This window comes from Serratia sp. CY47444 (assembly GCF_052168635.1).
GTDB lineage: Bacteria > Pseudomonadota > Gammaproteobacteria > Enterobacterales > Enterobacteriaceae > Serratia > Serratia bockelmannii.
In genome coordinates, this window is sequence record NZ_JBJNMH010000019.1 from 95726 (window position 1) to 109626 (window position 13901).

The 13901-nt window shown below is 57.9% G+C and carries 15 protein-coding genes and 1 pseudogene; 4 read left to right on the plus strand and 12 right to left on the minus strand.

Features of this window, described 5'->3' with window-relative positions:
* Nucleotides 1-15: 15 nt before the first annotated feature.
* The 9 genes from rlmC to ACJ8IL_RS20770 form a co-directional block, all read right to left on the minus strand.
* Nucleotides 16-1146: a 23S rRNA (uracil(747)-C(5))-methyltransferase RlmC gene (rlmC, locus tag ACJ8IL_RS20730; RefSeq protein ID WP_197781471.1), complete on the minus strand. Its 1131-nt coding sequence runs from the start codon at nucleotides 1144-1146 to the stop codon at nucleotides 16-18.
* 69 nt (nucleotides 1147-1215) lie between these two features.
* Nucleotides 1216-1695 (minus strand): YbjO family protein, encoded by a 480-nt coding sequence (locus ACJ8IL_RS20735; protein ID WP_049205956.1) that lies wholly within the window; start codon nucleotides 1693-1695, stop codon nucleotides 1216-1218.
* Nucleotides 1696-1799: 104 nt separating this feature from the next.
* Nucleotides 1800-2645 carry a putrescine ABC transporter permease PotI gene (potI, locus tag ACJ8IL_RS20740; RefSeq protein ID WP_025302238.1) on the minus strand — a complete coding sequence of 282 codons (846 nt, stop codon included), beginning with the start codon at nucleotides 2643-2645 and terminating at the stop codon, nucleotides 1800-1802.
* Nucleotides 2642-3604 (minus strand): putrescine ABC transporter permease PotH, encoded by a 963-nt coding sequence (gene potH / locus ACJ8IL_RS20745; RefSeq protein WP_038629107.1) that lies wholly within the window; start codon nucleotides 3602-3604, stop codon nucleotides 2642-2644. The genes potI and potH overlap by 4 nt, the downstream gene beginning before the upstream one ends.
* 24 nt (nucleotides 3605-3628) lie before the next feature.
* Nucleotides 3629-4762, minus strand: a complete 1134-nt coding sequence (gene potG, locus ACJ8IL_RS20750) for a putrescine ABC transporter ATP-binding subunit PotG (protein WP_043137773.1) — start codon at nucleotides 4760-4762, stop codon at nucleotides 3629-3631.
* Nucleotides 4763-4884: 122 nt separating this feature from the next.
* The gene (potF, locus tag ACJ8IL_RS20755) at nucleotides 4885-5994 is read right to left on the minus strand and encodes a spermidine/putrescine ABC transporter substrate-binding protein PotF (RefSeq protein ID WP_043137777.1); all 1110 of its coding nucleotides are present in this window, start codon (nucleotides 5992-5994) and stop codon (nucleotides 4885-4887) included.
* 406 nt (nucleotides 5995-6400) lie between these two features.
* Nucleotides 6401-6880, minus strand: coding sequence for a YbjN domain-containing protein (locus ACJ8IL_RS20760; RefSeq protein ID WP_004938666.1), 480 nt, complete (start codon nucleotides 6878-6880; stop codon nucleotides 6401-6403).
* 136 nt (nucleotides 6881-7016) lie between these two features.
* On the minus strand, nucleotides 7017-7919 hold the full coding sequence (gene rimK / locus ACJ8IL_RS20765) for a 30S ribosomal protein S6--L-glutamate ligase (protein ID WP_025302234.1): 903 nt from the start codon (nucleotides 7917-7919) through the stop codon (nucleotides 7017-7019).
* A gap of 54 nt (nucleotides 7920-7973) precedes the next feature.
* Complete coding sequence (locus ACJ8IL_RS20770) at nucleotides 7974-8288, minus strand: YbjC family protein (protein WP_025302233.1); 315 nt, start codon at nucleotides 8286-8288, stop codon at nucleotides 7974-7976.
* Between the two features lie 230 nt (nucleotides 8289-8518).
* Between ACJ8IL_RS20770 and ACJ8IL_RS20775 the strand changes: the two genes are divergently transcribed.
* Nucleotides 8519-8782 (plus strand): GrxA family glutaredoxin, encoded by a 264-nt coding sequence (locus tag ACJ8IL_RS20775; RefSeq protein WP_004938676.1) that lies wholly within the window; start codon nucleotides 8519-8521, stop codon nucleotides 8780-8782.
* A gap of 39 nt (nucleotides 8783-8821) precedes the next feature.
* Here ACJ8IL_RS20775 and ACJ8IL_RS20780 read toward each other — a convergent pair whose 3' ends face one another.
* Nucleotides 8822-9211, minus strand: a complete 390-nt coding sequence (locus ACJ8IL_RS20780; RefSeq protein WP_025302232.1) for an inner membrane protein YbjM — start codon at nucleotides 9209-9211, stop codon at nucleotides 8822-8824.
* Nucleotides 9212-9505: 294 nt separating this feature from the next.
* Here ACJ8IL_RS20780 and ACJ8IL_RS20785 point away from each other — a divergent pair, with 294 nt between their 5' ends.
* The 3 genes from ACJ8IL_RS20785 (at nucleotide 9506) to sigJ (ending at nucleotide 12833) form a co-directional block, all read left to right on the plus strand.
* Nucleotides 9506-11194: an aspartate:alanine antiporter gene (locus ACJ8IL_RS20785; RefSeq protein ID WP_047728000.1), complete on the plus strand. Its 1689-nt coding sequence runs from the start codon at nucleotides 9506-9508 to the stop codon at nucleotides 11192-11194.
* 300 nt (nucleotides 11195-11494) lie between these two features.
* On the plus strand, nucleotides 11495-11935 hold the full coding sequence (locus tag ACJ8IL_RS20790) for a carboxymuconolactone decarboxylase family protein (RefSeq protein ID WP_060432778.1): 441 nt from the start codon (nucleotides 11495-11497) through the stop codon (nucleotides 11933-11935).
* Nucleotide 11936: 1 nt separating this feature from the next.
* On the plus strand, nucleotides 11937-12833 hold the full coding sequence (gene sigJ / locus ACJ8IL_RS20795) for an RNA polymerase sigma factor SigJ (RefSeq protein WP_060432777.1): 897 nt from the start codon (nucleotides 11937-11939) through the stop codon (nucleotides 12831-12833).
* Nucleotides 12834-12882: 49 nt separating this feature from the next.
* On the opposite strand, the gene ACJ8IL_RS20800 is transcribed toward sigJ, so the two are convergent.
* Together ACJ8IL_RS20800 and ACJ8IL_RS20805 are read right to left on the minus strand one after the other, a co-directional pair.
* Nucleotides 12883-13656, minus strand: coding sequence for an ankyrin repeat domain-containing protein (locus tag ACJ8IL_RS20800; protein WP_442516803.1), 774 nt, complete (start codon nucleotides 13654-13656; stop codon nucleotides 12883-12885).
* 56 nt (nucleotides 13657-13712) lie between these two features.
* Nucleotides 13713-13901, minus strand: a pseudogene (locus ACJ8IL_RS20805) (ankyrin repeat domain-containing protein); the annotation flags it as partial.

Genomic DNA, 13901 nt, shown 5'->3' on the forward strand with positions numbered 1-13901 from the left:
ACCGGGCCTTATGTTTTATAAACGCCGCACCAGCAGCGTCAACACTTCGTAGTGCGCGGTATGCGGGAACATGTCGAACAGCTGCACCCGTTCGATGCGGTACCCCGGCAACGTCTCGATATCTTTCGCCATGCTCTCGGCGTTGCAGCTGGAATAGAGAATATAGTCCGGCGCCATCCGGCTCAGGTAGTCGCACAGCGCCTGGCCAATGCCGCGCCGCGGCGGGTTAACCAGCACCAGCTGTGGCACCTGGCCTTCGGCGGTGGCGAAGCGGGTGGAGTCGAGCGCCTGAAAATCTACGTGCAACAACCCTAACCGCTGCGCCGACTGGCGCGCGCAGGCGATCGCTTCCGCGCTGATTTCGATGCCGGTCAGCCGCGTTTGCGGCTGCGCACAGTGCAGGCCGAAACCGCCGACGCCGCAGAACAGATCCCACATGCTGTCGATACCCAGCGCGCGCACCCAGTCGCGGGCGGTGGCATACAGCTCGGCGGCCACCTGCGGGTTGGTTTGGAAGAAGCTTTGCGGGCGGATGAACAACGGCACCTGATTGAACTGTTCCTCGAGCGCCTGCTGTTCGGTCAGCGCGATCTCGCGCTCTCCTTCCATGATCGCCATGTGCACCGGCTGAATATTGGCGGAGATCACCTTGAGCTGCGGCAGCTGCTGCTGCAGCCACGGCAGCGCAGCGCGCAGCTGCGCCAGCTTGGTTTCCGAGCGCAGCACGAAACGCAGCATCACGCCGCCGTCGAGCGTGCTTTCGGTCAGCAGCAGGTATTTCAACTCGCCGCGTTTGCGCGCCACGTTATACGGCGTCAGGCCGGCGCGGGCGATGAAGCTTTTCAGCACCGCAAACATCGGCGCAAAGCCGGCGGGATACAGCGGGCAGTCGCTCAGATCGACCGGCGTGCCGTCGCGGTGCAGCATGCCGAGCAGCGGGCGCTCCACGCTGCCGCTGACCACCATCTTGGCTTTATTGCGAAATGCGCTCAGCTCCCCCGCCATCGGCTGCAGCCACTGCGCGACGTCGCACCCGGCCAGCAGCGAGTGCAGGTGATGCTGTTTGTCAGCCAGTTGCTGCGGATAGGGCTTTTCCAGCCACTGACAGGAACGGCAGGTACCCGCCGTATACAAAGCGCAATGCATGAAGATTACCGTGAAGTTCAGGATGACGAATTAAGGGCGCAGAGTTTACCACTCCGCACGCCTAAAATCTCACTTGCGCACGGTGAAGAAGCGGCGGCTGGCGGCAGGAACGAACAGCAACGCCAGGATCACCGCGTCGGGGATCTTTTGCAGGATCAGAACGTGCAGGATTTGGCCGCTGGTTTCCCCCTCCACGGTGAACACCTCGGGGAAGACGCTGCCAATGGTGGCCAACAGCAGGTAAAGCACCACGATGCACTGGCAGACCACATAGCCCCAGCGTCCCCAGTTGCGGCCGCGCATCACCGCAAAGCCACAGCTGATTTGCAGGCACAGCAGCATCAGGCCGGCCAGAAAGATAAAGGTAGAATCCCACGCCTGCGCGCTGGTGTTAACGAACTCCTGTGCGCCGTCGACGCCCAGTTCGCCCAACAACAACACCACGCTGATACACTTGATCGCCACCATGGCGGTGCCCGCCACCATCACCGGCACCGGCGCATCCGAAGTCGATCTCATTCCCTGCCCGCTTTTCAGCATGTCTGACATATCCGTGTTCCGCTACGACGCGCCACCAATACAGATGGCGCATGTAAAGTCAGGTAGTTAGTTGCAATACTTATTGATTGCAAAAATAGCAGGTTTGTTACGATTCAGCTACGGGCCGCCCGCTGTAATTCACGCGATCGTTGTTTTTCCGAACGCGCCATAAACCACCAGGCGATCAGGCCGAGAATGCCCACCACCAGCAGGATCAGGCTGGCCAGCGCATTGATTTCCGGATTCACCCCCATACGCACGCTGGAGAACACCAGCATCGGCAGCGTAGTGGCGCCCGGGCCGGAGACGAAGCTGGCAATCACCAGATCATCCAGCGACAGGGTAAACGCCAGCATCCAGCCAGAGATCAGCGCCGGCGCAATCATCGGCAAGGTAATAACGAAGAACACCTTCAGCGGCGGCGCCCCCAGATCCATTGCCGCCTCTTCAATCGAGCGATCCACCTCGCGCAGACGCGAGCTGATCACCACCGCCACATAAGCGGTACAGAAGGTGACATGCGCCAGCCAGATGGTGAACATGCCGCGCTCCGACGGCCAGCCGAAAGCGTGCCCCATCGCCACGAACAGCAGCAGCAGCGACAGGCCGGTGATCACGTCCGGCATTACCAGCGGTGCAGTCAGCATAAACGCAAAGCCGGTCGAACCGCGAAAGCGGCCGAACCGCACCATCACCACGGCGGCGATGGCGCCCAGCACCACCGCGGCGGTGGCGGAGGCGGCGGCGATGGTCAGGCTGAGCCCCACCGCGCTGATCATCGCCGAGTCGTGGAACAGTTCGGTATACCAGCGCGTGGACCAGCCGGCCCACACCGTCACCAGCTTGGAGCTGTTGAAGGAGTAGATCACCAACATCAGCATCGGCGCATACAGGAAGGTAAAGCCGACCGTCAGGATGGCGATACGCCACGGTGAACGTACTACCGGCAAGTTGTTCATTCCTGCCCCCCCATTTCCTTGTTCTGGTGTTTGTGGAACCACAAAATTGGCACGATCAGCAACAGCAGCATGATGGTGGCGACCGCCGAAGCCACCGGCCAGTCGCGGTTATTGAAGAACTCCTGCCACAGCACGCGGCCGATCATGATGCTGTCTGGCCCACCGAGCAGCTCCGGGATCACGAACTCCCCTACCGCCGGAATGAATACCAGCATCGAACCGGCGATGATGCCGCCGCGCGTCAGCGGCACGATGACGCTGAAGAAGGTTTTCAGCGGCCGGGCGCCCAGATCCAGCGACGCCTCCACCAGCGAGTAATCCAGCCGGATCAGTGCCGTGTAGATCGGCAGCACCATAAACGGCAGGTAGGAATAAACGATGCCGATATACACCGCCAGGTTGGTGTGCAGGATCACCAACGGTTGGTCGATCACCCCCAGCCACATCAGAAAGTTATTCAGAATGCCGTTGTTTTTCAGGATCCCCATCCAGGCATAGACGCGGATCAGGAACGAGGTCCAGGAAGGCAGGATCACCAGCAGCAGCAGAATGTTGCGAGTCGACGCCTTGCTGTGGGCCACCGCCCAGGCCAGCGGATAGCCGATGATCAGGCAGCACAGCGTCGAGACCGCCGCCACGCGCAGCGACTGCAGATAGGCGTCGATATACAGCGGATCGTCGGTCAGTTGCAGGTAGTTGGCGAAGTTGAGCGCGATGTTCAGCTTGCCGTCCACCCAGCTCATCAACTCGGTGTAAGGCGGCACCGCCAACGCCAGCTCCGCCAGGCTGATCTTGAACACGATCAGGAACGGCAGCATGAACAGCAGCGTCAGCCATAAATACGGCAATGCGATCACCAGCTTGCGGCCGTGAGCCATCAGCAGGCGGTGGAACAGCGCCTTGAGGGTGCCGGGCGTTTTGGCCGGCGGCTCCGGCGTGCGTTCAGAAAGCAGGGTCATATGGGTTACTCCTCAGCGGCTCCGCTACACCGTCAACACGACACAGCTGTCGGTTTCCCAGCACAGACGCACTTCATCGCCCCAGGTGGGCATCCCCTTGCGGAAACGGTGGCCGTTTTGCAGCTGGGCGCTGATAATCTGCCCGCTGTGCAGCTTCACGTGATAAATGGACAGATCGCCCAGGTAGGCAATGTGCGCCACTTCCCCTACCGCGAAGTTGCAGCCGTCTTCCGGCACCTGTTCGCACAGCAGGATCTTTTCCGGCCGCAGCGCGACCTGGATCGGCACGCCGTCCACCACCGAGGCGTCCGGATCTACTTTGATCGCATGGCGCAATCCGGGGCTTTGCAGGATCAGCGCATCGTCGTGGCGCTCCTGCAATACGCAGTCGAAGACGTTGACCGAACCGATAAATTCGGCGCTGAAGCGGCTATTCGGATGCTCGTAGATCTCTTCCGGCTCGCCGATCTGCACGAACTTGCCACGGTTCATGATGGCGATGCGCCCCGCCATGGTCATCGCCTCTTCCTGATCGTGCGTCACCATCACGCAGGTGACGCCGACGCGCTCGAGAATATCGGTCACTTCCAACTGCATGCGATCGCGCAGCTTCTTGTCCAGCGCGCCCATTGGCTCATCCAGCAGCAGCAGCTTGGGCCGCTTGGCCAGGCTGCGCGCCAGCGCCACCCGCTGCCGCTGGCCGCCGGAAAGCTGGTGCGGTTTGCGTTTGGCGTACTCCTGCATGTGCACCAGCGCCAGCATTTCCGCCACCCGCTCGGCGATTTCTGCCCGCGGCATTTTGTCCTGCTTCAGGCCGAAGGCGATGTTCTGCTCTACCGTCATGTGCGGGAACAGCGCGTAAGACTGAAACATCATGTTGATCGGCCGCTGGTACGGCGGCACGTGCGACATATCCTGCCCGTCGAGCACGATCTGCCCTTCCGTCGGCTGTTCAAAGCCGGCCAACATGCGCAGTAAGGTTGACTTGCCGCAGCCAGACGGCCCAAGCAGCGCAAAGATCTCGCCCTTGTAGATGGTGAGGCTGACGTCTTCGACCGCATTCTGCCCGTCGAAGGTTTTGGTGAGGTTACGGATTTCCAGCAGAGGGGTGAAGACCTTCTGCGACTTGGCTTGAGGACGAGGGATGGCGTCGTTCAATCGGGGTGCTCTCCGGCGTAAAGCGGCACAAAACCACGGCGAGTGCCGTGGCCCAAAACAGCAGTGCAGGCGGGGAGCGCCCGCCTGCCGGTTTACCGACGATCGGGGGTATCCCCCCATCATCACTTCCCGCTTTTAACTTTAGTCCATGCGCGGGTAATGACACGATCCAGCTTCGGCGACTGCACGTTGAGCGTGAACAGCTTGGCGCGCAGATCGGCCGGCGGATAGACGTTCGGGTTCTCGCGCACCTCGGCCTTCACCAGCGGCGTGGAATCTTTCACCGCATTGGCGTAATAGACATAGTTGCTGATGCCCGCCATCACGTCAGGTTTCATCAGGAAGTTCAGGAACTGGTACGCGGCGTCTTTGTTCTTGGCGTCCGCCGGCATGGCGAACATGTCGAAGTAGGTCAGCGCCCCTTCTTTCGGGATCGCATAGGCCACGTTCACGCCGTTCTTCGCCTCTTTGGCGCGGTTGGCCGCCTGCATCACGTCGCCGGACCAGCCGATCGCCACGCAGATATCGCCGTTAGCCAAATCGTTGATGTACTGTGAAGAGTGGAAGTAACGAATGCTCGGCCGCAGCTTCAGCAGCAGATCGTTGGCCGCGCCGGTATAGTCCGCCGCATTGGTGCTGTTGGGATCCTTGCCCAGGTAGTGCAGCACGGTGGCGTAAACCTCACTCGGCGCATCGAGGAAAGAGACGCCGCAGCTTTTCAGCTTCTCGAGGTTTTCCGGCTTGAGGATCAGATCCCAGCTGTCGACCGGCGCGTCTTTGCCTAATGCCGCCTTCACCTTGTCGACATTGTAGCCGATGCCGGTGGTCACCATCAGGTATGGGATGCCGTATTTGTTGTCTTTGTCATTATGTGCAACCAGCTTCAGCATCTCGGGATCGAGATTCTTGTAGTTGGGCATTTTGCTCTTGTCGAGCGGCTCGAAGATGCCGGCCTGCGACTGGCGCTCGAGGAAGTTGGATGAAGGAACCACCAGATCATAACCGGTGCTGCCCGCCATCAGTTTGCCTTCCAACACTTCGTTGGAGTCAAAGACGTCGTACACCACTTTGATGCCGGTTTCTTTCTGGAATTTGGCCAGGGTATCCGGCGCGATATAGTCGGACCAGTTATACACGTGCAGCGTTTTCTCTTCGGCTGACGCCGTGACGGACGCGGCCATCAACAGACCGGCAACCACACCCGATAACCACTTTTTACGTTGGGTGACCATCCGTAACTTCCTCCAAAACAGGGTAAATCATAGAATTGAACTTGTATCTGCAGCGATACAAAACCTTTCCTGATTGAGCGCAATCGTTGCAACCACGAAATGAATGGCTATGCATATGATTGCATGCGCCTTTTTGCACTGCCCTGCTCGCGTGGTTACAAGGGAAATCGCAAGCCCTTTGCAGAATCAGCAGCATAGCCGCTGCCACCGCAACCTGCCAGCCCCCAGGGTAAAAAACGCCATTTATCGATTTTTTATGCAGTTTTTCTCTATGTGATACGCCATTAACGGCACAAAAGACGAGAAAGATCGGGCGGCAAAGGCCAAAGTGCAGAATATTTTATTGCGGAGGGGAATAACGGCAGCATGCCGCCGGAGCGACGGCATGCTTAAGGTACGGCGAGGATCAGTGCAGCATCGGCTGACGCACGGCGCCAGCGGGGATCTCTTCTTCGTCACCCATAAACAGCAGATCGTTCGCCCGCGCCTCGAGGATCACCATCGAGACCTGCTCTTCGCCCTGCTGCATGAAATGAGTGAACTGCTCGTAGGTGATGCCCACCGCCACGCTCAACGACTGGCAGACGATCAGCTTCGGCAGGTTGTCGTCCTGAATGTCGACAAAGGCCTTGATGGTCAGCGAACTGGCGTTGATCTGGCTCAGGTCCGCCACCAGCGGGATCAGCGCGGTCGGTTTCACCTCGGCCAGCGCGGAGAACAGGATGACGTTGTCCACCAGATCTATCTTGGCGTCGAACACGCCGTCGAAGTTCTGCATGTGCGGCAGGTGCAGCGCCTGGCAGGAATCGCACTCAAAGAAAGAAATGCCCGACTGATCCAGCCAGCGCCGCAACAGCGCCAAATCGGGGACAATGAGTGAATCCATAATAACCAGCCTCACAATATTCAAAACGCGAAAAGGCGCATAGCTTACGGAATATTCACCCGATACGCCACGATCAATGCGGCTTAATTCACTAATTAAGATATTGCTCGGCGGGAAAAGCGCGCCGACCGCCCCGTCAACCACCGGATTTCAGGCGGAAGCCCGGCCGGCCGCGCTGCTCGATGTATTCGATCATCATGCCGGCAATGTCCAACCCGGTGGTGGTCTCCACCCCTTCCAGCCCCGGCGACGCGTTGACCTCCATCACCAGCGGGCCGCGCTCGGCGCGCAGGATATCCACCCCGGCGACGTCCAGCCCCAGCGTGTTCGCCGCTTTGACCGCAATCGCCCGCTCCCTGGCGGTGATGGTCACTTTGCGGGCGGTGCCGCCACGGTGCAGGTTGGAGCGAAACTCGCCGGGCTTCGCCTGCCGCTCGATGGCGGCCACCACCCGGCCGCCCACCACCAGGCAGCGCACGTCGCGCCCCTGCGCCTCGCGCACGTATTCCTGCACCAGGATATGGGCATTCAACCCGCGAAAGGCGTCGATCACGCTTTCCGCCGCCTGGCGGGTTTCCGCCAGCACCACCCCGATACCCTGCGTGCCTTCCACCAGCTTGACCACCAGCGGCGCGCCGCCGACCAGCTCGATCAGGTCGCCAGTGTCGTCCGGCGAATGGGCAAAGCCGGTGATCGGCAGATCGATGCCCTGCCGCGCCAGCAGTTGCAGCGAACGCAGCTTATCGCGAGCGCGGGTAATGGCCACGGATTCGTTGAGCGGGTAGCTGCCAAGCAGCTCGAACTGGCGCAGCACCGCGGTGCCGTAAAAGGTGATGGCGGAGCCGATGCGCGGGATCACCGCGTCATAGCGTTCCAGCTGGCGGCCGCGATAGTGAATGGTCGGCGCCGCCGGGTTGATGTTCATATAACAGGAAAGCGGATCGATGATATCGATGCTGTGCCCGCGATCTTCCGCCGCTTCACGCAGCCGCTTGCATGAATAGAGCGTTCCGTCGCGAGAAAGAATGGCAATTTTCACTCGTCACCCCAAAAGCCAACGCCTGCCCGGCAGGCGGGTTAGCGGCCGCGGCACTCAGGCGCGCGGATCGCGGTCCTGATTATCTTTCGATGCATCCGCATCTCGCGGTTTGCGGCGATCGTTTTCCGGCGGCAACCCGCCGCGCATCAGCGGGCCAAAGCCCTGCACCACGCGCCACACCAGAAATGCCGCCGCCGGCACCATCAACGCCACGCCGAGGAAAATCATGCCGACCGCCGCCTGCTGCGATGCCAGCCAGCCAGGCAGCTGCAGGTGGCCGTGAATGCTGAGGTAGGCCAGCACCAACATCACGATACCCAGCCCTTCCAACACCAGCACCGGGCGTGGTAAGTCACCGAATGAACGCATATTTTTCTTCTCCAGAAGGTCTGCCCCCAGTGTAGTGAATTCCCGCCGACGGCGACAGCCCCGGCTGACTAATTGGTTACATGAATCAGATTAACAGGTAATTCCTGCTTTTTTTTCATGGCCTCAACGGGCATAGTAGGCGCCATCTGACGCAGGTAATGACTTTTTCGGTGACGGGATGTCGTTGCAATAGCGAACCATTTATTGAAAATCCAATTAAGGAGCGTTGCATGTTTGCAGTAATCTTCGGGCGTCCTGGCTGTCCTTATTGTGTCCGCGCTAAAGAACTGGCGGAAAAACTGACTGAAGAACGCGACGATTTCAACTTCCGTTACGTTGACATCCACGCGGAAGGCATCACCAAGGCCGATCTGGAAAAAACCGTCGGTAAACCGGTTGAAACCGTGCCGCAGATCTTCCTGGATGAGAAGCACATCGGCGGTTGCACCGATTTCGAAGCTTACGCCAAAGAACACCTGAACCTGTTCCAGTAAGTTTTTGAACGACAAAAAAGGCGCTTAACGCGCCTTTTTTTATTGCCGCTGCCGCCGGTGCAGCTGCTGCAGCGTCTGCAACAGGCCGAGGGCGAACAGCATCAGCATCGCGCCGAACACGCACCAGAACACCGCGCTGGTGGCATAAGCCAACTCCTGCCAGAATGAATAGGACGGCGTCAGCCAGAAGTGGCGGATCAGCAGACACAGCGGCAGCGCATACAGCGCGCCAAGCAACGGGCAAAGCAGCCGCTTGCGGCTCGACAGATAGCTGGCGATCGCACCGGGGACAACGAACAGCAGCAGGCCGGTTTCCCCGTGGTGCTCATGATCCGTGCTGCCGAACAGGCCGGTTTGCTGGCCGAGAAACACCAGGCTGAACAACAGAAAACAGCTGAGAATGCCCAGCCAATATCGATAACTCGTCATGCGAATTCTCCCCCGCCCAATTACCGCATCAATAGAAATCGGTCCGGCCCCCCGTGAGGTGACGCTGAACCGAATTTTTTCCTTGGTCAAAAGAGAGTTAAATGCGCACGGCGGCGCAGGAAATCAGCTTTCTGTGCTGGCTGTCATCGGTCATAGCGTCTAGAATGAACGCCGCCGAACGATGGTTCGCTTCGCTTTCTGCTGGTGGTGATTTATGACGTCGTTTTAAGGCTGAATTTATCTCTTATAGTTATCTATATCAAGCACTTACTGGTAAACAATAAGTTATCCTCCGTGAACATAAACGTCGCTAGTTTGTTAAACGGTAACTACATTCTGTTACTGTTCGTGGTACTCGCACTGGGGCTGTGCCTCGGTAAACTCCGTCTGGGCTCCGTCCAACTCGGTAATTCCATTGGCGTTTTGGTGGTTTCCCTGCTGCTCGGCCAGCAACACTTCGCCATTAACACCGAGGCGCTGAATCTCGGCTTCATGCTGTTTATTTTCTGCGTCGGCGTGGAAGCCGGACCCAACTTTTTCTCGATTTTCTTCCGCGACGGCAAAAACTACCTGATGCTGGCGTTGGTGATGGTCGGCTCGGCGATGGTGCTCGCCATCGGTCTCGGCAAGCTGTTCCACTGGGACATCGGCCTGACCGCCGGCATGTTGGCCGGCTCGATGACCTCCACGCCGGTGCTGGTGGGCGCCGGCGACACGCTACGCAACACCATCGTCAACGGCCCGGCGCTGCTGGCGGCGCAGGATCATCTGAGCCTGGGCTACGCCCTCACCTACCTGATCGGTCTGGTCAGCCTGATCTTCGGCGCGCGCTACCTGCCGAAGCTGCAACACCAGGACCTGTCCACCTCTGCCCAGCAGATCGCCCGCGAACGCGGCCTGGACACCGACAGCCAGCGCAAGGTCTACCTACCGGTGATCCGCGCCTACCGCGTCGGCCCCGAGCTGGTGGCCTGGGCCGACGGCAAGAACCTGCGCGAACTGGGCATCTACCGCCAGACCGGCTGTTACATCGAACGCATCCGCCGCAACGGCATTCTGGCCAACCCGGACGGTGACGCGGTGCTGCAGGTGGGTGACGAGATTTCGCTGGTCGGCTACCCGGACGCCCACGCGCGGCTGGACCCGAGCTTCCGCAACGGCAAGGAAGTGTTCGATCGCGATCTGCTCGACATGCGCATCGTCACCGAAGAGATCGTGGTGAAGAACAGCAACGCGGTGAACAAACGCCTGAGCCAGCTAAAGCTGACCGACCACGGCTGCTTCCTCAACCGCGTGATCCGCAGCCAGATCGAAATGCCGATCGACGACAGCATCGTGCTCAACAAAGGCGACGTGTTGCAGGTGAGCGGCGACGCGCGCCGGGTGAAGAGCGTGGCGGAGAAAATTGGCTTTATCTCGATTCACAGCCAGGTGACCGATCTGCTGGCGTTCTGCGCCTTCTTCATCATCGGCCTTTTGATCGGCCAGATCACCATACAGTTCAGCAACTTCTCGTTCGGCATCGGCAACGCCGCCGGCCTGCTGATGTCCGGCATCATGCTCGGCTTCCTGCGCGCCAACCACCCGACCTTCGGCTACATTCCGCAGGGCGCGCTGAACATGGTGAAAGAATTCGGCCTGATGGTGTTTATGGCGGGCGTGGGCCTGAGCGCCGGCGCCGGCATCGGCCACAGCCTGGGTGCGGTCGGCGGCCAGATGCTGATCGCCGGGCTGATCGTCAGCCTGGTGCCGGTGGTTATCTGCTTCCTGTTCGGCGCCTATGTGCTGCGCATGAACCGCGCCCTGCTGTTCGGCGCCATCATGGGCGCCCGCACCTGCGCGCCGGCGATGGAGATCATCAGCGATACCGCGCGCAGCAACATCCCGGCGCTGGGTTACGCCGGCACCTACGCCATCGCTAACGTGCTGTTAACGCTGGCGGGTTCACTCATCGTGGTGCTATGGCCGGGCATACTCGGCTGATCGATTAGCGGGAGAGATGGATCGGCGATAAAAATATTTTGATTTTTTTGTCGCCGGCCAGAACTTTCGTTGGGGGCCGCAGTCTGAATTAGTGCCACTGCTTTTCTTTGATGTCCCCATTTTGTGGAGCCCGATAATCCCGCCTTTTAGGTTCAAGATTATCGGGTTTTTTGTTGCCTGAAAAACGTATTACATCAACGGCCCACGGCCCCAAAATGCACATTTTTGCTGTGGTTCGGTCACACATCCCTCTTCTCATTCGTCATCTATATGTGTTAACCCGATAAATGAGGAGTTCTTATGACTACGTTAGTGAATACCGACCCTGTCAATCATGCGCAAACCATTGCCAACGTTTTTTCCGCGCTGCTGAAAGTGCATGGCGCTATCGATGCGCACAATCTGGAGCGCAAGATCTACCATCTCGTCCTCCTGCGCGCTTCGCAAATCAATGGCTGCGGTTACTGTGTCGAGATGCATACCAAAGAAGCGCGCGAGGACGGTGAAACCAACGCACGTCTGGACAGGCTGGTGGTATGGGAACACGTTGATGATTTCACGCCTCGCGAGCGCGCCGCATTTGCCTGGACAGAAGCGTTAACGCGGCTTGAACGCCATACCGAGTATGGCCCACTGCGTGCGGCATTGCGCGCGTACTATTCCGAGGAGGAAATCAGCGCGCTAACCGCAAATATCACTATGATAAATTTGTGGAATAGAATTCATATTTCCGGCCACTAGTATGAAAAACGACAAGTATGCAGCACTGTTCGAATCGAGAAGATCGTTTCTGATCGGCCTCGCCTATCGTATTTTAGGTTCTCTGGCCGACGCGGAAGATGCCGTGCAAGATACCTATATCAAATGGTTACATGCGGATCGCCACAGCATTCTGAATCCTGCGGCCTGGCTGACCACCGTCTGCACTCGTCGTTGCCTTGACCTGCTGCGCGCCGCGCAGCAGGCTCGCGTCGATTATGTCGGTATTTGGCTGCCAGAACCCATTCAAACCGCCGTAGCCAAAACGCCCGAGCAGACGTTGGAACTCGCATCGTCGCTGTCGACGGCCTTTATGCTGTTGCTCGAAAGACTCACTCCCCGCGAGCGCGCAGCCTATTTGCTGCATGACATCTTTGACTTGCCCTACGCGGATCTCGCCACGACATTAGGTGGGGAAGAAACGGCGTGTCGTAAACTGGTGTCACGCGCGCGCGAAAAAGTTGGCCGCCCAGAGGAGCGTAAAACCCAGCCCACAGAGCGGCAGGAGGCGTTGCTGATCGCTTTCAAAACGGCGGTGGAAACGGCAGATATCGAACCGCTTTCGACCCTGTTGTCCGAAGACGTTAAGCTCAGTGCGGACGGCGGCGGCAAAGTGCCCGCCAACCTGGCTGAACTCGTCGGCAAACGTGAGGTACTCGAGTTTATCGGCGGTAAATTGCCCGTATTTTGGCGAGCCTATCTCTGGCAACACGCGCTCATCAATGGCGTGCCGGGCGCCTTGCTATCCGAACAAGGCCGTATTACGGCGTCTGTCAGTCTCAGCTTGAATGCCGAAGGCCGACTGGCTCAGGTATTTATCGTGCGCAACCCAAGCAAACTTTCGCAACTCGACCGTCTGTGGACAATGCCTCTGCGGTAAGAACACCTTTACAACATGTGCCCAGTTTCCGGTAATACAGCGAGACGGCTTATTTACTGACAGGGAGAGGTGGCCATTTCCCACCACGCTTAATTAGCTCGTCTTTGATGCGCTCAAGAGACGCTTTCGCCTCACTGCCGTCCGGACTCCTATTAATCAGCCGTTGTAGTTGATTACCCATCGTCCAACCCGAGTTGCCTCTTATATCGCTATCGGCGCCTTTTTCTAATAAAAGAATGACGTGGTCATAGGAGTGATAGTCTAAAGCATCGATGAGCAGCGTATCACCCAGTGAATTTTTTATATTTATATCAGCACCATGCTCCAACATGACCTCTAATGTTTCTGTGTTTTTTGCAAAGATACTATTAAATATAATGGGTTGATTATGAACCTTATCCCTGGCATTTGGAGAAAGTCCGCCCTCTAACATAGCCTGTATCCAGATGCCTTTATCCGCTTTCATAACAAATTCAGCGGGGCTGCCTGGTGCGTTAGGCTGAGGTTGTAATGGCTCAGCCCCCGCCTTGACTAAATCTGTAATGATCTTGAGCCGCTCTGGCGTGTTCTTGTCAAAGATGGCGTTGTTTATCGTCCAGAATAGCAACGTCATCTCCGCCTTGGCCGGCCGATTTAACGTTTCTTTGCTTACCGTCGATAAAACTTTATCCAGCTTTTGCCTGTCACCCTCGTAAATGATGGTGGCGATGTCCAGCTGCTTCCCTTCAAAGTAATCTTGTGGTTGTAGATCCCTACCTTGTTCGCATCCCTGCATCGCACATATAGACAGCACCACGGTGATAATGAGAATAATGTGCTTCATGCCATACCCATCCCATCCACGTCAAACGCCAATTATTTCACCCACCTGAGAGCCAACTAATTCATAATGTTTATTTTCTCTTTAATTTTAATTAATTTCTTTATATAAGAATTATTTTTGTCTCCCTTGGCTATTTCCGCAGAAATCAAAGAAAGGAAGCTGTCATTAAAATCATCTTTGGCTAATGGGTTAGCGCCATGAGCCAAAAGAACCTCAATGTGTTCTGGGCAACTATTATACAACGC

Bases quoted from the DNA above. Each gene is read 5' to 3' on its own strand.
- ACJ8IL_RS20775 (WP_004938676.1), top strand. From the start codon at position 8,519: ATGTTTGCAGTAATCTTCGGGCGTCCTGGCTGTCCTTATTGTGTCCGC.
- potF (WP_043137777.1), bottom strand. From the start codon at position 5,994: ATGGTCACCCAACGTAAAAAGTGGTTATCGGGTGTGGTTGCCGGTCTG.
- potI (WP_025302238.1), bottom strand. From the start codon at position 2,645: ATGAACAACTTGCCGGTAGTACGTTCACCGTGGCGTATCGCCATCCTG.
- ACJ8IL_RS20760 (WP_004938666.1), bottom strand. From the start codon at position 6,880: ATGGATTCACTCATTGTCCCCGATTTGGCGCTGTTGCGGCGCTGGCTG.
- ACJ8IL_RS20790 (WP_060432778.1), top strand. From the start codon at position 11,495: ATGACTACGTTAGTGAATACCGACCCTGTCAATCATGCGCAAACCATT.
- ACJ8IL_RS20800 (WP_442516803.1), bottom strand. From the start codon at position 13,656: ATGAAGCACATTATTCTCATTATCACCGTGGTGCTGTCTATATGTGCG.
- ACJ8IL_RS20735 (WP_049205956.1), bottom strand. From the start codon at position 1,695: ATGTCAGACATGCTGAAAAGCGGGCAGGGAATGAGATCGACTTCGGAT.
- ACJ8IL_RS20780 (WP_025302232.1), bottom strand. From the start codon at position 9,211: ATGACGAGTTATCGATATTGGCTGGGCATTCTCAGCTGTTTTCTGTTG.
- potH (WP_038629107.1), bottom strand. From the start codon at position 3,604: ATGACCCTGCTTTCTGAACGCACGCCGGAGCCGCCGGCCAAAACGCCC.
- sigJ (WP_060432777.1), top strand. From the start codon at position 11,937: ATGAAAAACGACAAGTATGCAGCACTGTTCGAATCGAGAAGATCGTTT.
- ACJ8IL_RS20770 (WP_025302233.1), bottom strand. From the start codon at position 8,288: ATGCGTTCATTCGGTGACTTACCACGCCCGGTGCTGGTGTTGGAAGGG.
- rlmC (WP_197781471.1), bottom strand. From the start codon at position 1,146: ATGCATTGCGCTTTGTATACGGCGGGTACCTGCCGTTCCTGTCAGTGG.